This is a genomic window from Kitasatospora sp. NE20-6 (assembly GCF_045862635.1).
Window position 1 is genome coordinate 169,591 of record NZ_BPRL01000007.1, and the last position, 19,013, is coordinate 188,603.

A 19,013-nucleotide genomic window follows, 5' to 3' on the forward strand; every position below is an offset into this window, starting at 1 on the left:
GGAGGCTTCGCCTAGTCCGGTCTATGGCGCCGCACTGCTAATGCGGTTTGGGCCTTCAAGCCCATCGAGGGTTCAAATCCCTCAGCCTCCGCCATGGAGGGAGCCCCGTCGACGGAAGTCGGCGGGGCTCCCTGCATTTCCGGCGGGCCCCGGTACGCACCCGCACGGCTTGCAGGCCGTCGCGCCCCGGGCGGGTCCTGCCGGTCCCGCGGCCCCGGTGCGTGCCGGCCCCGCAGCCCCGGCGTGCGGGGTGCTCCCGGTGCGTCCCGGCAGGTCCCGGCGCCCGCGCGGGGCCGGGCCGGCCGCCGCGGGGCGTCCGGGATCAATCGATTTCACCCCAGGTCGACGGTCATGTAATGTTGTCCCCGCACCGCCCCGGAGGAAAGACGCCAGGGCGAGCGCTCATAGCTCAACGGATAGAGCACTTGACTACGGATCAAGAGGTTGCAGGTTCGAATCCTGCTGAGCGCACCACAACTTGCCGCGGCGGTCCCCAGGGGCCGCTCAGGCGCTCATAGCTCAACGGATAGAGCACTTGACTACGGATCAAGAGGTTGCAGGTTCGAATCCTGCTGAGCGCACCACCCGAAGGCCCCGGACACCGTCCGGGGCCTTCGTCGTTCCTCCTGGGCTCAGGCCAGTTCGGTGCGGTTGATCCAGGCGACGTCGCGCTCCTCCAGGAACCGCTCCGGGGCCGTCAGCGGGCGGGAGCGGTTGAGGGTGCGCGGCACGGGGTCGTGCCGGATCAGCGCGGGGTCCGCGCCGAGGCCGATCAGGATCTCCGTCACGGAGGGGGCGAGGTCGGGCGGCCCGCTGAGCAGCACCTCCCGGTTGGAGCAGTCGCCGAGCCGGTGCAGACCCTCGTGGAGGAGCGCGACCGCCTCGCCGCGCGCCGATCCGTCGGCGGGTGCGGCGAGCACGACGTCGAGGCGTACGCAGTCGGCCACCATGGCGTGCACGGCGTCGAGGTCGTAGTGGTCGGCGTCGTCGCGGGCGCCGAGCATCACGGTGACGTGCCGGGTTCCGTCCTTGACGACCTGCTCGACGACGGCCTTGACCTGGGCCCAGCCCGTGCCGCCCGCGACGGCCAGCAGGGGGCGCCGGGACGCCGCGTCGAGCACGGCCTCGCCGATCGGCGGGCCGATCCGCAGCCGGTCCCCGGGCACGACGTCGTTGACGAGCACGGGGGAGAGCTGCCCGTCCGGCACCCGGCGGACGTGCACGTCGAGCGTGCCGTCCCCGCGGGGGGCGCACGCGATCGAGAACGGCCGCCACACCTGGGGCACCCGCGGCGAACAGAGCGTGAGGTACTGGCCGGGGACGTACGGGTACGGCCGGTCGGGGGCGAGCGTCAGCACGGCGACGTCCGGTGCGGCGCGGCGGCGGCGCACCACCTCCGCCTCCCACCACGCGGGCGTGTCGGCGGGGACGGCCGCGGCCGCGTCGATCATCGCCTGGGAGATAACGGTCCACGCCTCCGTCCAGGACTTCTCGTCCTCCACCGTCCAGGAGTGGCCGCAGACCTGCTGGAGGGCGGCGATGAGGCTGGCGCCGACGGCGGGGTAGTGCTCGGGGGCGGCGCCGAACTTGCGGTGGTCGCGGCCGAGGGCCGCGAGGTAGCCGGTCAGCCGCTCGGGTTCTTCGAGACGGCCGATCAGGTGGGTGATCGCGGCGAGCAGCCGGTCGCGCTGCTCGTCGAGCTGTTCCGGGAAGAGCGCCCGCACGCCGGGGTTGTGGGCGAAGAGGTGCGCGTAGAAATAGGTGGTCAGCTGGTCGGCGCGACGCTCGGCCACGGCGAGGCCGGCGCGCAGGACAGCGGGGTCGAAGGCCACCGGAGCGGTCTCAGTCGCGGGCCGCGGATCGGACGGCGTCCGCCAGCGCGCCGCCCATGACGTCCGTGACGACGCCGTACACGGCGGTCCACGAGGCCTCGGTCTCCGGGGTCCACGCGTCGCCAGCGAAGTGCGCCAGGGTCGCGAGCAGGCTGCCGCCGACCGCCGGGAAGTGCTCGGGCAGCGCGCCGTACGCGGCGTGGCGGCGGCCGAGGTCCTGCAGGATCCCGACGAGGGTGTCGGTGTCCTCCAGGTGGGTGACCAGTGCGCCGAGGGCGGCGAACAGGCGGTCCTGCTGGTCGTCCATGTGTTCGGCGAAAAGGCCGCGCACGGCGGGGTGGTGTTCGAAGAGGTGGCGGTAGAAGTAGGCCGTCACCTCGGTGCCGTGGGGTTCGACGGCGGCGAAACTGCTCTTCACGAGAACGGGGTCGATGCTCACGTGCGCCGACTCTACTGACGCGCCGACAAATCGAACAGGTCCCATCGACGAATGATCGGAAACAGGCGGGGATTTCCGATCGTGATCTCACCGGAATGGCGGGAAACCGCCATGTCCGCAGAGCTTCTGACGTGCCGTCCGGCCGGGGCCAATCGGGTGCAAATGCGGATGGGTCGACTGGTGTCGTGGTTTGACGGATTGCCGGTCGTGGTTCCCTTTTGTCGGATGTTATGGCCGCGTCATCTCTCGGCTGCGCGGCACGCCCCACGGCAGCGAAGGAGAGCCGGATGAACCGACGGTTCCGCCCGTCCGCACCGGTGCCCGGTGCCGGCCTCCGGGCGGTGGAGGCGCTGCGACCCGCCCGGACGACCCGCCCGGCCGCGGCGGCACTGGCCGCGGCGCTCCTCGCCCTGTCGACGGGGGCCGCGGACGCGCAGCAGAGCCCGGCCGCCTGGGGTCAGGACCGCCGCGCCCTGCTGCCGTCCGGCCTCGCCGTCCAGATGGACTTCTCCCCCCTTCCCGGGGTCACCGCGAGCGCCGTCCCCGGAACGCTCGGCCGGCACGCCGGAGCAGGCGAAGCGTACACGGACGGAATCCGGCCGGGTGATCCCGCCGAGACCTTCCGGATCGGCGGGAACAGGCCGTCCGCGGACGGTTCCTGGCGCACCCTCGGGGAGCTCCGGATCACCTTCTCCCGACCCGTGCGCAATCCCCGGCTGCACGTCAGCGGCCTGACCGCACGCGCCACCGGCACCACCGGCACCACCGCCACGGCGGCCCGGCTCACCGTCACCGGGGCCACCCCCACCGCACCCACCCTGGTCGGCCGGACCGCCTGGACGGGCTGGACCGCCGCAGGCAACGAGCTGGCCCCGCCCGCCGACGCGAACGCCGACACCGCAGCCGACGGCACCGGCACCGTCGAGCTCGCCGGCACCCTCGCCGGGGTCACCCTCCGGGTCGAGCAGCGCACCACCGCCCGCAACGGCTCCACCACGCCGCCGCCCGCGCTCACCCCCGCCCTCACCGTCACCCTGGACGAGTCGCTCGGCACCGCCCCGCAGAGCTACGGCAACGCCTCGCACGTGCTCTCCGACCTCTACCTCGGCCAGGACGCCGCCGACGAGACCCACCGGCCGCGCGCCGTGCCGCCGCCGCTGGTGCGGCCGCTCGTCCCCGCGCCGCCCGCCGACGGCCCGGGCACCTCCGTCCCGCCGGCGGGCACGTCCGCCGACAGGACGGACGCCGGCGGCCGGCCCGAGGTGCCGGCCGCCCGCCCGCTGGTCGAGCTCGCCCCCGGGGCCGCGTGGCGCAGCATCTGGGCCAACCCCGTGCCGCCCCGCACCGGCCCGGGCCGGGCGCCGTACCAGGGCGCGGACCCGACGCTCGTCTTCCCGGCCGACGCGGTGACCGGCGGCACGTACGGGCTGGACGTGCCCGTCGCCACCGGCGGCGGCGCGGCCGTCCTCGCCGGCTGGGTCGACTTCGACCGCAACGGCCGGTTCGACGCGCTGGAGCGCGTCCAGGCCGAGGTCGTGGCCGGTGCCGACGCGGCCCGGCTGGAGTGGACCGTGCAGGGCCGGGTGGTGCCCGGCGACACGTGGGCCCGGCTCCGCATCGGGCGCGACGCCTCCCAGCTGGTCGACCCCGCGGGCTTCGCCGACTCCGGGCAGGTGTCCGACCAGCGCATCCGGCTCGCGCCCGGCTCCGTCCGTCCGGAGATCACCCTGCCGGTGGACGGCACGGTCACCGCCGACGTCCGGCCCCAGGTCGTGGGCGCGGGGGCCGCCGGTGCGGCGGTCGCCGTCACCGACGGCGCGACCGCGGTCTGCCGGGCCACCGCCGGCCAGGACGGCAACTGGGCGTGCCGCCCCGACGCCGCCCTCGCGGAGGGCCCGCACGCGCTCGTGGCGGAGGAGTCCGCGGCGGGTGGTGCGGTGCGCCGCAGCGAGCCCGTCCGACTGACCGTCAAGACGGCGCCGCCCGCGGCTCCCGTCCTCACGCTGCCCGAGTACACCAACGACCCCGGCCTCCTGGTCACCGGCCGCGGCGAACCCGCCAGCACCGTCTCGGTGACCGAGCCGGCCGGATCCACCCGGATCGCCGGGGAGCTCTGCAGCACCGGGGTCGGCGCCGACGGCACGTGGTCCTGCCTGCCCGTCGAGCCCCTCGGCGAGGGGGCCCACCGGCTCACCGCCAGGGCGGTGGACGCCGCGGGGAACACCGCCACCGGCCGGCCGGCCGCCCTCACCGTGGACACGGTCGCGCCCGGGGCCCCCGCGCTGGCGTCGCCGCGGGCGGGCGAGGACGTCCCGTCCCGGCCGCGGTTCGCCGGCCGTGCGGAGGCCGCCGCCACCGTCACCGTGACCGCGCGCACGGGCGGCGGGGAGCGGACCACCCTGTGCAGCGGGACGGCGGCCGCCGACGGGGCCTGGTCCTGCGCCGCCGACGCCCCGATGGCGGTGGGGGAGCAGGTCGTGTCGGCCACCGCCACCGACCGGGCCGGCAACGGCACGGCGGCGGCACCGGTCGTCGTCCACGTGACGGAGGACCCGCCCGGCCCGGCCGGACCGTCCGACGGTCCCCCGGCGTCCGCGGCCGCACCGGCCGGTGGCACGCCCGCCGCGGGAGCGCCCCCGGCGTCCCCGTCGCCGACGGTGTCCGGGAAGCCCGGCGAGCCCTCGCCCGCCGCCGTCCTGCTGGCCCACGCGATGGCCCCGCCGCCGGACCGCACGGCGCTGTCGCAGTCCGGCGGGGAGGACCTGCGCCTCGTGCTGTACGGCGGGATGCCGCTGGTCACGCTGGTGGCCGGCCTGCTGCTGCGGCGCATGCTCGCCCGCGGGTCCGGAGCCCGGCGCCGCTGACCGTGCGGCCGACCGTCCACCGGCGGCCGGACCCCGGGTCCGTGCCGCCGGTCCGGCGGCCCCGCACGGTCGGCGGACCGCCCGTCGACACGCCCACCGCTGTCCGCTGTGGCACATGTGACGACTTGTCAACCTAGCCTGAAACCGGCGCTGCCCGTCAGATCCGGGCCCCCGTTGTGCCGCACTCGAACCCGAGGATCCGCGCATGGACGTCACCCGCGACTCGTCGCCACGACCCGCCCCCCACCCGGCCCCCCGGCCCGACCTCGCGGCGGGCGCCCCCGGCGGGACCGGCGCGGCCGGGTCGACCGCCGCCACCGGCAAGGCCCAGCCGCCCCGGGCGACGAGCGGAGGCCTCACCCGACCGCTGCTCCGCAAGGCCACCCCGCCGTCCCGGCCCGCACCGGCCGCCCCGCCGGCCCTCCCGGACGACCGGGACGGGCCGCCCACCCGGCCGCTGACCCCGGTGCGCCCCGGCCCCGGGGCCGAGACGCCCGCCGCCCGCCGCCCGCCCCGCGTCGACCAGGCGGTGCGCGAACGGCACGCCCTCGCGCTGCCCGGCTGGCTCGCGCTGCTCGTGCTCCTCGCCGGTGCCGCCGGTGTGCTGGCGATCCTCGTCCGGGCCGGTGTGCTGCCGGAGTTCGAGGCACTCCCCGACATCCGCACCGGCGCCGTACACCGCGGCGGCCCGGTCGGCCTCACCGCCCCCGAGATCGCCGTGGTCGCCGGGCTCGGCCTGCTGCTGGTCACCGTCCTCGCCGGACTGCTCTCCAACCCCGGGGGCGAGGCCCGCGTGCTGACCCGCTGGGGCCGCTACCGCGGAACCGTCCGCCGGGCCGGCCTGCTCTGGGTCAACCCGCTGGTCCGCCGGCGGCGGGTCGACATCCGCCTGCGGCACTGGCGCAGCGACCCGGTCACCGTCACCGACCGCACCGGCACGCCCATCGTCGTCCGGCTGCTCGTCGTGTGGCGCGTCCGGGACACGGCACGCGCCGTGCTGTCGGTCGCCGAACACGAGGCCTACCTGCGGGAGCAGATCCACGCGGTGCTCAGCCGCACCGCCAGCCGCCTCCCGTGCGACTCCAACTCCGGCCCGGGCCCCGCGCTCCGCGACGGCCCGTGGTTCGCCGACGAGCTCAGCCGCGCGCTCGCCGCGGAGGCGCACGCGGCGGGCCTGGAGGTCTACTCCGCGCAGCCCCTCGCCCTTGAGTACGCGCCCGAGGTCGCCGAGTCCATGCGCCGCCGCCGCCTCGCGGACCTGGATGCGGGCCTGCGCACGGTGCTCGTCGACGACGCCGTCGAGGCGGCCGCCCTGGCCGTCCGGAGGCTGGAGCGCGCCACCGCCCACGAGCTCGACGAGGCCGCCCGCAGCGCGCTCATGGAGCACCTGCTGGTGGCGTTCGTCGCCCCGGCGGGGGTGACGGCCCCGGTGCCCGCGCCCGCCGCCCGCGCCGCCCGCAAGGAGGGTGCGGCCCGCACCGACGGGCGGCAGACGTGACGACAACCGCAGGCACCGGGCCGATCGGCTCCGCCGAGGCGGTGGCGGCCGACCGCCACCCGACCCGCTCCGACCGCCGCCCGACCCGCTCCGGCCGGCCGTAGCCGCGGCCCGTCCGCAGGTCGAAGAGTTGTCCACAGGCTGTGGACGGGGATCCGGTACCGGGCCCCGTCCACAGCCTGTGGGTTTCCGCCGCGCGGGCGTCCGGACTCAGGCCGAGGCCTCGTCGAGCAGGGCCGTCTCCTCGGGCGACAGCCGCAGGTCCACCGAGGCCAGCAGCGGCGGCAGCTGGGCCGCGGTGCGGGCGCTGGCGATCGGCGCCGCCACGGTCGGCCGGGCGGCCAGCCAGGCGAGCGCGACGGTCGAGGGCTCCGTCCCGCGGGCCTCCGCCACCTTGTCGAGCGCCTCCAGCACCAGCGGGCCGCGCGGCTGCGCCAGGTAGCGGGCCGCGCCCTGGGCCCGGGCGCTGGCCACCTCCGCGCCGCCCGGCCGGTACTTGCCGGTGAGGAAGCCCGAGGCCAGCGCGTAGTACGGCACCGCGGACAGCCCGTGGCCGGCCGTCACCTCCGCCAGGTCGCCCTCGTAGGTGCCGCGGGAGACGAGGTTGTAGTGCGGCTGCACCGCGACGTACCGGGCCAGGCCCTCGCGCTCGGCGAACGCCAGCGACGCGGCGAGCCGCTCCGGGCCGATGTTGGAGGCCGCGACCTCGCGGACCTTGCCCTCCCGCACCAGTTCGTCGAGGGCGGTGACGATCTCCTCGACCGGCGTCTCCGGGTCGTCGCGGTGCGTGTAGAAGAGGTCGATCCGCTCGATCCCGAGCCGCCGGAGCGACTCCTCGGCGACCCGCTTGATGTTCGCGGCCTTCAGCCCGGACGCCTCCGGGTGCATGCCCGCCTTGGTCGCGACCACGATGTCCTCGCGGTTGCCGCGGCTGCGCAGCCACGCACCGATGACCGTCTCGGACTCGCCGCCGCTGTTGCCCGGCACCCAGGCCGAGTACGAGTCGGCGGTGTCGACGAAGTTGCCGCCGGCCGCGGCGTAGGCGTCGAGGACGGCGAAGGACTCCGCCTCGTCCGCCGTCCAGCCGAAGACGTTGCCGCCGAGGGCGAGCGGGAAGACGGCGAGGTCCGAGGAGCCGAGCGTGACTCGGCGGGCGTCGTTTCGGTAAGCGCTCATGCCAGGAGTCAACCCGATCGCCGGGCGGCGTCTTCCGGCATCGGGAGGGAGTTCACACACCTGTCGCACGGGCGCCCCCGCGGACCGGTGGGGAGGGTGCGTGGAGATCGCCCCGGGGAGGGGTCCGGGCTGTTCCGCCGGCCGCAGGGTTGGCTAGAGTCCTCGGCATGGCTGACAACGACTACGACCCCGCCGGCAGCACCCAGATGTTCCGGGCGTTCGTCGACGAGACCCCGGCGCCCCAGGCCCCCGGCGCCGTCACCACCTACAGCAGCAACGGCGGCGGCTCCAGCCGCACCGGCGTGATCGCCGTGGCCGTGCTGGTCGCGCTCGCCGTCGTGGGCGGCGTGATCTGGCTCGCCGTCAAGTAGGGCCGCTCCCCGGCCGGCGTCCGTGCCGCGGGGCGGTCCCTAGACTGGGCGGGCCCATGCCGTACACCCGTGCCAGGAGGCCGCCACCGTGACCCAGCCCACCGAGACCGCTCGCAGCCTGGGCCTCCGGGGCGCGGTCAACGCCCGTGACCTGGGCGGATACCGGACCTCGGACGGGCGGACGGTGCGGCCGGGCGCCGCCCTGCGCGCTGATGCGCTCAACCGTCTGACCGACGGCGACCTCACCGTGCTGTCGGACCACGGGCTGCGGCAGATCGTCGACCTGCGCAGCCTCGACGAGGTCCGCGAGGCCGGGCCGGACCGGGTGGCCGGGCTGCCCACCGCCGCGATCTCCGCCGCGGAGCTGTCGGCCACCCCGGTGACCGTCGAGCGCACCAGCCCGGACGGCATCACCCTGCACCACCTGCCGGTCTTCGCCGAGGACTTCGACATCTACGTGGCGCTGCGCAACGCGCTCGCCGACCGCGACGCCGACAAGCAGCGGGCCCTGCTCGGCGGCGGCAAGGCCGAGGCGATGATGACCGGCCTCTACCGGTGGTTCGTCACCGACGCGGTCGCGCGCGACCGCTTCGCGACCGTGGTCCGGCTGATGGCCGAGCCCGACGGCACTCCGCTGCTGTTCCACTGCTCCGCCGGCAAGGACCGCACCGGCTGGACGGCCGCGATCGTGCTCACCGCGCTCGGCGTCGACCGCGACACCGTGTACGCCGACTACCTGCTCACCAACGAGCGCTCGGCCGCGATCGTCGAGCACGTCGTCGACAGCTTCGGCACCCGCGGCCTGATGGAGGAGCCGGCGCTGCTCCTCCCGGTCTTCCGGGCCGACCGCCGCTACCTCGACGCGGCGTTCGAGGAGGTCACGGCGGGCTGGCCGTCCTTCGAGGACTTCTGGCGCGACGGCCTCGGCCTCGACGGCGCCGTGCTCGACGGGCTGCGGGCCAACCTGCTGGACTGACCCGGCTCTCAGCCCTCCGAGGTCAGGCCGGCGCGGAGCTGGGCGAGGGTCTTGGTGAGCAGCCGGGAGACGTGCATCTGGGAGATGCCGATCTCCTCGCCGATCTGCGACTGCGTCAGGTTGCCGAAGAAGCGCAGCATGATGATCCGCCGCTCGCGGGCGGGCAGCCTGGCCAGCAGCGGCTTGAGGGACTCGCGGTACTCGACGCCCTCCAGCGCCAGGTCCTCGTAGCCGAGCCGGTCGGCCAGCGGGCCCTCGCCGTCCTCGTCGCCGGGCGCGGAGTCGAGCGAGCTCGCGGTGTACGCGTTGCCGACGGCGAGGCCCTCGACGACGTCCTCCTCGCTGACGCCGAGGCAGACGGCGAGCTCGGCGACGGTGGGGGAGCGGTCGAGCTTCTGCGCGAGTTCGTCGCCGGCCTTGGTGAGGGCGAGCCGCAGCTCCTGGAGCCGCCTGGGCACCCGCACCGACCAGCTGGTGTCGCGGAAGAACCGCTTGATCTCGCCGACGACGGTCGGCATCGCGAAGGTCGGGAACTCCACCCCGCGGTCCGGGTCGAAGCGGTCGATGGCCTTGATCAGCCCGATCGTGCCGACCTGGACGATGTCCTCCATCGGCTCGTTCCGGCTGCGGAAGCGGGCGGAGGCGTAGCGCACGAGCGGCAGGTTGAGCTCGATCAGGGTGTCGCGGACGTACGTGTGCTCCTCGCCGCCCGGCTCCAGGCCGGCGAGGCGGCGGAACAGCGTGCGGGAGAGCGTGCGGGTGTCCATCGGCCGGTCGCCGACCACGGCCGCGCCCGGGGCAGCGGACGCCCCTGCGGCACCGTCCGGCGCGACGGCCTGCTCGGGGACGACCTGGCGCCCCGGCACGACCGTGCCGGGCCCCGTCGGGCCCGGGACCACCGGCGCGGGGACCACCGGGTGCGGGACGTGCTGCGCGGGCAGCACCGGACCTGCGGGCCGCTCCGCGGGCCCCTCTTCGACGACGACCGCACCGGCCGGCTCTGCGGACACGCGCCCACCCCCCTCGTGACTGACCGTTCAACGGCCACCACCGCTGCGTGGTTCCCGCCGACATCCCTCCCCCCACATACCGGCACACCGCCCCCGGCAAACCCGGCCGTCGCAAGATGTCACGCAGTGGTAACGCGCGGCGATCCGCGGGCGCCGGTCACTCCTCCCAGGTGTTGCCGGTCCGCAGGCGGTTGAGGATGCGGGAGAGCAGCCGTGAGACGTGCATCTGGGACATGCCCAGTTCGGTGGAGATCTGCGACTGCGTCAGGTTGGCGAAGAAGCGCAGCATGATGATCCGCCGCTCCCGCTCGGGCAGCTGCACCAGCAGGTGGCGGACCATGTCGCGGTGCTCGACGTCGGCGAGCGCCGAGTCCTCGTAGCCGAGCCGGTCGAGCAGGGCGAGCCCGCCCTCGTGCTCCTGCGCGGCCTCCAGGGAGGCGGCGTTGTAGGCCCGGCCGGCGTCGAGGCAGGCCCGCACGTCCTCCTCCGGGATGCGCAGGCAGGCGGCGATCTCGGGCACCTTGGGGGTGCGGCCGTGGGTGACGGTGAGCTCCTCCATCGCCCCGCTGACCTGCACCCACAGCTCCTGGAGTCGCCGTGGCACGTGCATGGTGCGCACGTTGTCGCGGAAGTACCGCTTGATCTCGCCGAGGATGGTCGGCAGCGCGTACGTCGGGAACTGCACGCCGCGGCCGGGGTCGAAGCGGTCGATGGCGTTGATCAGTCCGATGGTGCCGACCTGGACGATGTCCTCCATCGGCTCGTTGCGGCTGCGGAACCGGGTGGCCGCGTACCGGACCAGCGGGATGTTGATCTCGATCAGGGCGGCCCGCACCCGCTCCCGTTCGGGGGTGTCCGGGGCCAGCTCGGTGAGCCGTTCGAAAAGCACCCGGGTGAGCGTGCGGACGTCGACGGGTGTCCGGGTGCCGCTCTGGCGGTCCCTCGTCCCGGCGGCCCGCAGGTCCGCGACGAGGCTCTCCGTGGGCGACCGGGGGGCCTGCGGCCCGTCCGTCCCCCGTGCGCTGTTCTGTGTCTGCACGGACACGTCACCCCTCCCAGACTCGACACCTGCGATCCGGGCCGCTGCCCGGAGGGTTCCGGCCGCGCTCACCACCTCGCCAGATCAGGCAAAACCGGTCATAGCATCACAAGTCGTCCACATCGGCGGCAAGCACCACCCTTGCGCGTGTTGGCTGACACCGTTCGGCCGGACGGGGAACGCCACAGCCCTCCGCCGGGGTGAAGGCGAAGGGCTGCAAGGGTGGTGCGTGCACGATGTGCGGATGTTCGGGGTCAGACCTCGATGTCGGCGATCACCCAGGTGGCGAACTCCCGCCACTGCCCGGCCGCGGCCTGGTGCGCGGGGTGGGTGAGATAGGCCTGCAGTGCGTCCCGGTCCTCGACCAGGCTGTTGATCGCGTAGTCGTGGGCGATGTCGCGGACGGTCGTGTTCCAGCCGCACTCCCACTCGCGCAGCTCGGGGATCTGCGGGCCGAGCGCGGCGAACGCCGCGGCGCCGGCGACCGCCCGCGGGTCCTCCGGGGAGACGCCGTCGACGAGCTTGAACAGGACCAGGTGCCGGATCACGATGCCGCTCCTTGCTGAAGGGGTGAGGAACCCCGCCACGGTAGCCGTCCGGCCGCCCGCCTCAGCTCACCAGCCCCGTCATGAACGTCCCCAGCGCCTTCGCGGCGTCCGAGATCCCGACGAAGCCGGACTGCACCAGCTCCGCCGACCTGGTCGGTGACGTGATGATCGTGTAGATCACGAAGATGAGCAGGAGGTACATGCCGATCTTCTTCGCCTGCGCCATCGAACCGGCCGCCTCCCTGCCACGGGCCGCCGCCGCTCTCCCCGGGCGTCCCTGCTGTCGGGCAGCTTATCCACCGGACGGCCCATCGGGTGAGAGCGGCATTCACTCCCCGGGACGAAGGTCCCCGCGAGTGGTGGCTTTGTGCGGTCGCCCGGGTGCGACGGGTGTCGCAGGATGGAGGGGTACCGCGGGATCTGGCAGGAATCCCCGGTGCGAGGAACCGGGATTCCCCGCTGTGGGACCGGACGCCGCGGCTTCCCCCTGACGCGGCGCCGGTAGTGGGAGTCCCGACGGGGGCGCGGCCCTTCCCCCCGAGGCCGCGCCCCCTCCGTCGTACCCGCACACCGCGCACGACGAAGGCCCCGACCGTCTCCGGTCGGGGCCTTCGTCCTGCTCTGGCGGTAGCGGTGGGATTCGAACCCACGGTGAAGTTGCCCCCACACACGCTTTCGAGGCGTGCTCCTTTGGCCGCTCGGACACGCTACCGAGGGAGACTCTACCGGACGTCCCGGGCCGTCACGAAATCCGTTTCAGCGCTGGGTGCCGAAGAAGGCGAGCAGCTGGGCGGAGCAGTCGTCGGCGAGGACGCCGGACACGACCTCGGGGCGGTGGTTGAGCCGGCGGTCGCGGACCACGTCGAAGAGGGAGCCCGCCGCACCGGCCTTCTCGTCGAGGGCGCCGTAGACGACCCGGTCGAGCCGGGACAGCACGATCGCGCCCGCGCACATGGTGCAGGGCTCCAGGGTGACGACCAGGGTGCAGCCGCTCAGCCGCCATTCGCCGACGGCGGCGGCGGCCTCGCGGATCGCCACGACCTCGGCGTGCGCGGTGGGGTCGCCGACCGCCTCGCGCTCGTTGTGGCCGCGGCCGATCACGGCGCCGTCCGGCCCGAGCACGAGCGCCCCGACCGGTACGTCGCCGGTGGCGGTGGCCAGTGCGGCCTCGGCGATGGCGAGGCGCATCAGGTCCGTCCACCGGTCGCGTACCGGGTCGGGGCGCACGGGGGCCGGGAGAGGGGCGATGCGGGGGACGGGTGCGGACTGCATGGCACCAGTGTCGGGCACCCGTGCCGCCGCTACCGAACGGCCTCCAGCACCTCGCCCGCGCCGAGCGCGTCGGCGATCTCGGAGAGGGCGTCGCCGGGCACCGCGCCTTCGGCGGCGAGGGCCAGCAGTTCCTTGGCGGACAGCCCGAAGTCGGCGAGCAGGTCGGACTCGCCGAGCGGGCCGGCCTGCGGGCCGAGCGGGCCGTCGGCGGAGCCGTCGTCACCGTCGTCGTCGAGGGCGAGCGTGCCCTCCTCGTCGTCATCGGTCTCCCCGACGTCGGCCACGATGGCGTCGAGGTCGTCGTCGAAGTCCTCGGACTCGATCAGCTCGTCGGTCAGCACCGACCCGTACGAGCTGCGCGCCGCGGCAGCGCCGTCGGAGACGAAGATGCGCGGGTCCTCCTCGCCGTCGACGCGGACGACGGCGAACCAGGCGTCCTCCTGTTCGATGAACACCAGGACGCTGTCGTCGTCCTGGGCGGCCTCCCGGGCCAGGTCGGCAAGATCCGCAAGGGTTTCGACATCGTCGAGTTCCGTCTCGCTCACATTCCACCCGCCGTCGGTGCGAGCAAGCACTGCAGCGAAGTACGCCACCAGGGACACTCCCAAGATTGGTCTCGGCTGTAGGCGATCTCGGGCGAACGCGGTCTGGCCGCCCCCGCGCCAGAGGCGGCCCGCCGTTCGGACCGTCCCTCCGGCATCGTGACAGAAAGCCCGGCGCCGCGGGGGGTGTTCGGCAGCGCGTCTTTGCAGGTCGTGTCGGAATGGCCGACCGGAGGCCGGTCGGACGGCCCGGCCGGTCTCAGATCCGGAAAGTTCGCATCCGCATGGCTTCGCGGAGCCGCCGCTCCTTCGTGCGCCGGGGCTGCACCCGGGCCCGGAGCTCGCGCGCCTCGGCGAGCTCACGGAGGAAGAGGGTGCGGCGCTTGCGGCGCTGCGCCTCGGTCTCGGGGGCGGCGGGCCCGGACTCCGTCGAGCCGGTCCCGGGGTCCGGGTTGCTCTTCATGCGATCCGACCTTCCCAGATGTGTCGGCTTGATACCACCGGGAAGGTCTCGGTTCGGCCTCCCCGCCGCCCGGCCCCGGGGGCCCCGCCGCCGGGCGAGTCGTACGCCAGTGCCCTTGCCCGTTATGGTCGATACATGCGTCTCCACGTCGTCGACCACCCTCTGGTGGCCCACAAGCTCTCCACCCTGCGCGACGAGCGCACCGACTCCCCGACCTTCCGCCGGCTCACCGACGAGCTGGTCACCCTGCTCGCGTACGAGGCCACCCGGGACGTCCGGACGGACGCGGTGGAGATCACCACGCCGGTCGCCGTCACCACCGGCACCCGGCTCAGCCACCCGCGGCCGCTGGTCGTCCCGATCCTGCGCGCCGGCCTCGGCATGCTGGACGGCATGACCCGGCTGCTCCCGACCGCCGAGGTCGGCTTCCTGGGAATGGTGCGCAACGAGGAGACGCTGGAGGCGTCCACCTACGCGACCCGCATGCCCGACGACCTCTCCGGCCGTCAGGTGTACGTCCTCGATCCGATGCTGGCGACCGGCGGCACGCTGGTCGCGGCGATCCGGATGCTGCTGGAGCGCGGGGCCACGGACGTGACCGCGGTCGTGCTCCTCGCCGCCCCGGAGGGCGTCGAGCTGCTGGAGAAGGAGCTCGCCGGCCGGCCGGTCACCGTGGTCACCGCCGCGCTCGACGAGCGGCTCAACGAGCACGGCTACATCGTGCCCGGCCTCGGCGACGCCGGCGACCGGCTCTACGGCACCGCGGGCTGAGAGGCCTTCCCGCGCAGGCGCGCGGACACCAGCGCGGACACCAGCGCGGACACGAGGAAGGGCCCGCTCCCCCGGGGGAGCGGGCCCTTCCTCGTGCCGTGGTGCGGGGCCGTCAGCAGGAACCGGGCTGCGGCGACGGGGTGGGCGAGGGCTTGGTGGCCTCGGCCAGGGCGGCCGCGGCCTGGGCGGGGTCGAGCAGGGCGGCGAAGCCGTCGCCGATCACGAAGTCGACGGTGGCGTCCGTGCGGGTGTCGGCGGTGGCCGCGGAGTTCGCCACCTGGGAGCCGAGGAGCGTCGCGGCCCCCAGCCCGCCCGGGCCGCTGATCACCTGGACGGTGCCGGTGACCTTCTTGTCCAGTGCGGCCGGCGCGTTGCCGACCTGGCCGATGGTGAAGCCGCGCTTCTTGAGCTCCTCGGCCGTCCGCGCCGCCATGCCGGACTTGTCCGTGGCGTTGAAGACGTTCACCGTCACGGTCTGCGGCTGCGGCACCGCGGTGCTGGTGGCACCGGGGGCCGGGGGGGCCGAAGCGGCCGCGGCGTCCGAGGCGGGCGCCGCGAGCGGTTTGCCGGAGGCGCCCGGTGTCGAGCAGGCCTGCGCCGAGGCGTGGCGGCCCTTGAAGATGTCGAGGAGCTGGACGCCGCCGAGGGCGATCAGCGCCAGGGCGAGCAGGGTGCCGATGGCGGCCAGCACCTTCCGGCTCCTGCGGGGCGGTCGGCCCAGGCGGGGGTAGGAGTTCCCGGTGATCCGGTACTGCTTCCCCTTCAATCCCTGGGGGGTCAGCATGCTCACGTCGGTGTCCCCCTCGTGCCAGGACAGGCTCGGTCTCGGGTGCGGCCAAAGGGGCGTGCGCCAGAAGAATAGGCCGTTGTTCAGCAGATTAGTGCGACAGCTGCTGTGAAGGTACTAAATGATCATCATCTGGAGTACCCGGGTACCCGAAAGGATGTACCGGAGCCGTCCCGGGCCGCCCGGCAGGGCGCCCGCGGGGGGTGGTTCGACCCCGGTCAGTCCATTTCCAGCACACGTGCGTGCAGCACCTGACGCTGCTGCAGTGCGGCCCGCACCGCGCGGTGCAGGCCGTCCTCCAGATAGAGGTCGCCGCGCCACTTCACCACGTGGGCGAAGAGGTCGCCGTAGAAGGTCGAGTCCTCCGCGAGGAGGGTTTCCAGGTCCAGCTGACCCTTGGTCGTGACCAGCTGGTCCAGCCGCACCGGACGCGGCGCGACGTCCGCCCACTGGCGGGTGCTGGTCCGGCCGTGATCCGGGTACGGCCGCCCGTTGCCGATGCGCTTGAAGATCACACGGAAAGCCTACCGTCATGCGTGCGGGGGGCGCAGCAAGCGCGGCGTTACCGACCTGCCTCCTCGTCCGGATGTTTGATGGCAGACGGCCTGTCCGCCTCGCCGCCCGGGAGCCCGCCGCGATGACCGATCCCCGTAGTCCCGCCCCCGCAGGGCCGCCCGAGGCCGTCCGGGAGATCGCCGACGGCTACGCCTTCACCGGCCCCGCCCTCGACCTCGGCGCCGTCCTGCACGACGGCACGGCGTACCCGGACGCACAGGTGCGTATCCCGCTCGGGGTGCTCAACCGGCACGGGCTGGTCGCCGGGGCCACCGGCACCGGCAAGACGAAGACCCTCCAGCTGATCGCCGAGCAGCTCTCCGCCCAGGGCGTGCCGGTGTTCCTCGCCGACATCAAGGGCGACGTCTCCGGCATCGCCGCACCCGGCGTGCCCGGCGAACGCGTCTCGGCCCGCGCCGCCGAGGTCGGGCAGAGCTGGACCCCGCAGGGCAGCCCCGCCGAGTTCTACGCGCTCGGCGGGCAGGGCACGGGAATCCCCGTCCGGGCCACGGTCACGAGCTTCGGCCCGCTGCTCCTCGCCAAGGTGCTCGGCCTCAACGAGACCCAGGAGGCCTCGCTCGGCCTCGTCTTCCACTACGCCGACCGGGCCGGGCTGGAGCTCCACGACCTCAAGGACCTCACGGCCGTCATCACCTTCCTCACCTCGCCCGAGGGCAAGGGGGAGCTCAAGGGCCTCGGCGGGGTGTCCGCGGCGACGGCGGGCGTCATCCTCCGCTCGCTGACGGTGCTCGCCAACGAGGGCGCGGACACGTTCTTCGGCGAGCCCGAGTTCGACACCGCCGACCTCCTGCGCACGGTCGGGGGCCGGGGCACGGTGTCGGTGCTGGAACTGCCCGCCGTGCAGGACCGGCCCCGGCTCTTCTCCACCTTCCTCATGTGGTTGCTCGCCGACCTCCACCAGGAGCTGCCGGAGGTCGGCGACCCCGACCGCCCGAAGCTGGTGTTCTTCTTCGACGAGGCGCACCTGCTCTTCGCCGACGCCTCCCGGGCCTTCCTGGAGGCCATCACCCGGACGGTCCGGCTGATCCGCTCCAAGGGCGTCGGGATCTTCTTCCCTCCCGATAGTTTCCTCCCATGGACACCGGAACGACAGCCGGCGGGTACATCCGTCAGAGCCAAGAGCGGCAAGACAAGTCGGAGGCGTCGCCCCGCGCGCAGCGTGAGGCATGCCGGGCAGAAGCCACGAAGCGCGGCCTCGTCTACGTCGACGACTACGAGGACAAGGATCTGTCCGGCTACAAACTCGGCGTAGTACGTCCCGCGTTCGATCGCTTGATCAACGACGCCCGTTCGGGCTTGCTCAGCGTGATCATCGTGCACTACATCAGTCGGTTCTCCAGGCAGCGTCCGAAGGATGCGCTCCCTGTGATCCTGGAGCTGCACCGTCTCGGCGTCACGATCGTCTCCGTGATGGAGGGTGAGTTCCCGCCTGACGGAGACACCATCTCTCTGTTCTCTCTGATCATGCGCCTGGACGCAGCGCATCAGGAGAGCGCCAACAAGTCGAAGGCCGTCAGATCGGCGAAGAAGATCCTTCGTGATGCTGGCTCGTGGGTTGGGGGGCTACCGCCCTACGGCTACGCGACGGAGGAAGTCCAGGAGAACAAGCTCACCCTCCGCCGACTCGTGGTTGTAGAGGACGAGGCGGACGTCATCCGGGAGATCGTGCGCACGATCCTGGACAACAAGGATCGTCCGGCAGAGTCGGGGCAGCGTCACCCCGGTTCACTGGCGGGCATCTGTGCAGACTTGAACGCCCGTGGTGTGCCGACCAAAACGGCTCGACTCCAGGGCAAGTGGCGTGGGGCAGTAACCGTGACAACTCCCGGGCGGAAGAACCCCCCGCAATGGGAGGTGACGACGCTTCGCCGGATCCTGGAAGACCCGCGGCTACTTGGCTACAGCGTTGAACCGGTCTACGAGGAGAAGGAAGCGCGGGACGGCGCTGTGCGTACGCGGGTCACGGGGTATCGGATCCTCCGGGACAGCGTGACGCAAGAGCCGCTCGTCAGCCATGACCGGATCCTGGAGCCCGCAGACTGGCACGCGCTGCAGACATGGCTGACCACCCGGGGGCGCGGGAAAGGGCTCGCACGGGCCGGATCTCTGCTCAGCGGCTTGGCGCTGCTGTTCTGTGAGTGTGGCGCCACCATGGCCAGCAACGGCATGCACGACGACACCGCGTCCTATCGGTGCACGCGTCCGAAGGGTGCCACCACCGGCCACAAGGGCGGCAACAGCATCAAGCGCAAGTACGTCGAAGACCACGTGGCGCTTCGTCTCTTCGCCCGCTTGACGAGCGCGGAGGGCGACGAGGAGGTGTTGGCCATGATCGAGGAAGCCACCCGCCGGTATGCCGCCACCATTGCGGCACCTGGCGTCGCTGCGGAGCGCGCATCCCTAACGATCGACAGAGCTGACCATGAGACTGCCCTAGGGCAGATGTACGACGACCTGAAGAGCGGCATCTACGAAGGTCGCATCGGGCGGGAGCGGTTCCTCGCAGAGAAGCTGCAGCTTGAAACCCTGATCGGCGCCGTGAGTAAGCGGCTCGAAGAGATCGGACGGCTGGAGAACCCTCGGCTTCCGATCCACGAATGGGCAGACCCGAACGACAGTGAGCACCCGATTGGGCCCGGGTCGTTCTGGTCCCGCGCGACCCTCGCGGAGAAGCGCGATGTGCTTCGGCTCTTCGTCGACCGTGTCGAAGTAGCGAAGGCCACCACACGCGGGAACCGGTGGGTCACCTACGACGCTGAGACGCGCGTAGTGATCCATTGGGCAACGCCTGCTGACGACGAGCAGGACTGACGCTCAGCGTCACAAGATCATGGGTGCCCGGCAGACCA

18 protein-coding genes, 4 tRNA genes and 1 pseudogene are annotated in these 19,013 nt (G+C 73.4%); 10 read left to right on the forward strand and 13 right to left on the reverse strand.

Annotated elements, in window-relative coordinates; genetic code table 11:
- From SNE206_RS09125 to SNE206_RS09135, 3 genes are all read left to right on the forward strand, one after another.
- A tRNA-Ser gene (locus SNE206_RS09125) sits at positions 1–94 on the forward strand.
- Between the two features lie 304 nt (positions 95–398).
- Positions 399–474, forward strand: a tRNA-Arg gene (locus SNE206_RS09130).
- 34 nt (positions 475–508) lie between these two features.
- Positions 509–584, forward strand: a tRNA-Arg gene (locus SNE206_RS09135).
- Positions 585–632: 48 nt separating this feature from the next.
- Here the strand turns inward: SNE206_RS09135 and SNE206_RS09140 are convergent.
- Together SNE206_RS09140 and SNE206_RS09145 are read right to left on the reverse strand one after the other, a co-directional pair.
- Complete coding sequence (locus SNE206_RS09140; RefSeq protein WP_407912874.1) at positions 633–1,832, reverse strand: globin domain-containing protein; 1,200 nt, start codon at positions 1,830–1,832, stop codon at positions 633–635.
- Between the two features lie 10 nt (positions 1,833–1,842).
- Positions 1,843–2,271: a globin family protein gene (locus tag SNE206_RS09145; protein ID WP_407912875.1), complete on the reverse strand. Its 429-nt coding sequence runs from the start codon at positions 2,269–2,271 to the stop codon at positions 1,843–1,845.
- Between the two features lie 287 nt (positions 2,272–2,558).
- On the opposite strand from SNE206_RS09145, the gene SNE206_RS09150 reads away from it, so the two are divergent.
- Positions 2,559–5,135, forward strand: a complete 2,577-nt coding sequence (locus SNE206_RS09150; protein WP_407912876.1) for an Ig-like domain-containing protein — start codon at positions 2,559–2,561, stop codon at positions 5,133–5,135.
- A 205-nt stretch (positions 5,136–5,340) separates the two neighbouring features.
- Positions 5,341–6,633 carry an SPFH domain-containing protein gene (locus SNE206_RS09155; protein ID WP_407912877.1) on the forward strand — a complete coding sequence of 431 codons (1,293 nt, stop codon included), beginning with the start codon at positions 5,341–5,343 and terminating at the stop codon, positions 6,631–6,633.
- 210 nt (positions 6,634–6,843) lie between these two features.
- On the opposite strand, the gene SNE206_RS09160 is transcribed toward SNE206_RS09155, so the two are convergent.
- Positions 6,844–7,809, reverse strand: a complete 966-nt coding sequence (locus tag SNE206_RS09160; protein ID WP_407912878.1) for an aldo/keto reductase — start codon at positions 7,807–7,809, stop codon at positions 6,844–6,846.
- Positions 7,810–7,976: 167 nt separating this feature from the next.
- On the opposite strand from SNE206_RS09160, the gene SNE206_RS09165 reads away from it, so the two are divergent.
- Together SNE206_RS09165 and SNE206_RS09170 are read left to right on the forward strand one after the other, a co-directional pair.
- A complete protein-coding gene (locus SNE206_RS09165; protein WP_405012492.1) occupies positions 7,977–8,180 on the forward strand; it encodes a hypothetical protein in 204 nt (67 codons plus the stop codon).
- Between the two features lie 88 nt (positions 8,181–8,268).
- The gene (locus SNE206_RS09170; RefSeq protein WP_407912879.1) at positions 8,269–9,156 is read left to right on the forward strand and encodes a tyrosine-protein phosphatase; all 888 of its coding nucleotides are present in this window, start codon (positions 8,269–8,271) and stop codon (positions 9,154–9,156) included.
- An 8-nt stretch (positions 9,157–9,164) separates the two neighbouring features.
- Here SNE206_RS09170 and SNE206_RS09175 read toward each other — a convergent pair whose 3' ends face one another.
- The 8 genes from SNE206_RS09175 to SNE206_RS09210 form a co-directional block, all read right to left on the reverse strand.
- Complete coding sequence (locus SNE206_RS09175) at positions 9,165–10,022, reverse strand: RNA polymerase sigma factor SigF (protein WP_407912953.1); 858 nt, start codon at positions 10,020–10,022, stop codon at positions 9,165–9,167.
- A gap of 301 nt (positions 10,023–10,323) precedes the next feature.
- A complete protein-coding gene (locus SNE206_RS09180; protein WP_407912954.1) occupies positions 10,324–11,127 on the reverse strand; it encodes an RNA polymerase sigma factor SigF in 804 nt (267 codons plus the stop codon).
- A 332-nt stretch (positions 11,128–11,459) separates the two neighbouring features.
- Positions 11,460–11,753: a Dabb family protein gene (locus tag SNE206_RS09185; protein WP_405012495.1), complete on the reverse strand. Its 294-nt coding sequence runs from the start codon at positions 11,751–11,753 to the stop codon at positions 11,460–11,462.
- A 61-nt stretch (positions 11,754–11,814) separates the two neighbouring features.
- Positions 11,815–11,979, reverse strand: a complete 165-nt coding sequence (locus tag SNE206_RS09190) for a hypothetical protein (RefSeq protein WP_405012496.1) — start codon at positions 11,977–11,979, stop codon at positions 11,815–11,817.
- A 396-nt stretch (positions 11,980–12,375) separates the two neighbouring features.
- Positions 12,376–12,465, reverse strand: a tRNA-Ser gene (locus tag SNE206_RS09195).
- 44 nt (positions 12,466–12,509) lie between these two features.
- Positions 12,510–13,025 (reverse strand): tRNA adenosine(34) deaminase TadA, encoded by a 516-nt coding sequence (gene tadA / locus SNE206_RS09200; protein ID WP_407912880.1) that lies wholly within the window; start codon positions 13,023–13,025, stop codon positions 12,510–12,512.
- A 29-nt stretch (positions 13,026–13,054) separates the two neighbouring features.
- Positions 13,055–13,636 (reverse strand): tRNA adenosine deaminase-associated protein, encoded by a 582-nt coding sequence (locus SNE206_RS09205; RefSeq protein ID WP_407912955.1) that lies wholly within the window; start codon positions 13,634–13,636, stop codon positions 13,055–13,057.
- 190 nt (positions 13,637–13,826) lie between these two features.
- A complete protein-coding gene (locus SNE206_RS09210) occupies positions 13,827–14,030 on the reverse strand; it encodes a hypothetical protein (RefSeq protein WP_407912881.1) in 204 nt (67 codons plus the stop codon).
- A gap of 135 nt (positions 14,031–14,165) precedes the next feature.
- On the opposite strand from SNE206_RS09210, the gene upp reads away from it, so the two are divergent.
- Complete coding sequence (gene upp / locus SNE206_RS09215; RefSeq protein WP_405012500.1) at positions 14,166–14,801, forward strand: uracil phosphoribosyltransferase; 636 nt, start codon at positions 14,166–14,168, stop codon at positions 14,799–14,801.
- Between the two features lie 112 nt (positions 14,802–14,913).
- On the opposite strand, the gene SNE206_RS09220 is transcribed toward upp, so the two are convergent.
- Both SNE206_RS09220 and SNE206_RS09225 read right to left on the reverse strand, forming a co-directional pair.
- A complete protein-coding gene (locus SNE206_RS09220; RefSeq protein WP_407912956.1) occupies positions 14,914–15,585 on the reverse strand; it encodes a LytR C-terminal domain-containing protein in 672 nt (223 codons plus the stop codon).
- 221 nt (positions 15,586–15,806) lie between these two features.
- Positions 15,807–16,103, reverse strand: coding sequence for a type II toxin-antitoxin system VapB family antitoxin (locus SNE206_RS09225; RefSeq protein ID WP_014136828.1), 297 nt, complete (start codon positions 16,101–16,103; stop codon positions 15,807–15,809).
- A gap of 122 nt (positions 16,104–16,225) precedes the next feature.
- Here SNE206_RS09225 and SNE206_RS09230 point away from each other — a divergent pair.
- Positions 16,226–17,218, forward strand: a pseudogene (locus tag SNE206_RS09230) (helicase HerA-like domain-containing protein); the annotation flags it as partial.
- A gap of 20 nt (positions 17,219–17,238) precedes the next feature.
- A complete protein-coding gene (locus SNE206_RS09235) occupies positions 17,239–18,975 on the forward strand; it encodes a recombinase family protein (RefSeq protein WP_407912882.1) in 1,737 nt (578 codons plus the stop codon).
- Positions 18,976–19,013: the final 38 nt, after the last annotated feature.

Bases quoted from the DNA above. Each gene is read 5' to 3' on its own strand.
- SNE206_RS09150 (WP_407912876.1), top strand. From the start codon at position 2,559: ATGAACCGACGGTTCCGCCCGTCCGCACCGGTGCCCGGTGCCGGCCTC.
- SNE206_RS09155 (WP_407912877.1), top strand. From the start codon at position 5,341: ATGGACGTCACCCGCGACTCGTCGCCACGACCCGCCCCCCACCCGGCC.
- SNE206_RS09160 (WP_407912878.1), bottom strand. From the start codon at position 7,809: ATGAGCGCTTACCGAAACGACGCCCGCCGAGTCACGCTCGGCTCCTCG.
- SNE206_RS09165 (WP_405012492.1), top strand. From the start codon at position 7,977: ATGGCTGACAACGACTACGACCCCGCCGGCAGCACCCAGATGTTCCGG.
- SNE206_RS09190 (WP_405012496.1), bottom strand. From the start codon at position 11,979: ATGGCGCAGGCGAAGAAGATCGGCATGTACCTCCTGCTCATCTTCGTG.
- tadA (WP_407912880.1), bottom strand. From the start codon at position 13,025: ATGCAGTCCGCACCCGTCCCCCGCATCGCCCCTCTCCCGGCCCCCGTG.
- SNE206_RS09210 (WP_407912881.1), bottom strand. From the start codon at position 14,030: ATGAAGAGCAACCCGGACCCCGGGACCGGCTCGACGGAGTCCGGGCCC.
- upp (WP_405012500.1), top strand. From the start codon at position 14,166: ATGCGTCTCCACGTCGTCGACCACCCTCTGGTGGCCCACAAGCTCTCC.
- SNE206_RS09220 (WP_407912956.1), bottom strand. From the start codon at position 15,585: ATGCTGACCCCCCAGGGATTGAAGGGGAAGCAGTACCGGATCACCGGG.
- SNE206_RS09235 (WP_407912882.1), top strand. From the start codon at position 17,239: ATGGACACCGGAACGACAGCCGGCGGGTACATCCGTCAGAGCCAAGAG.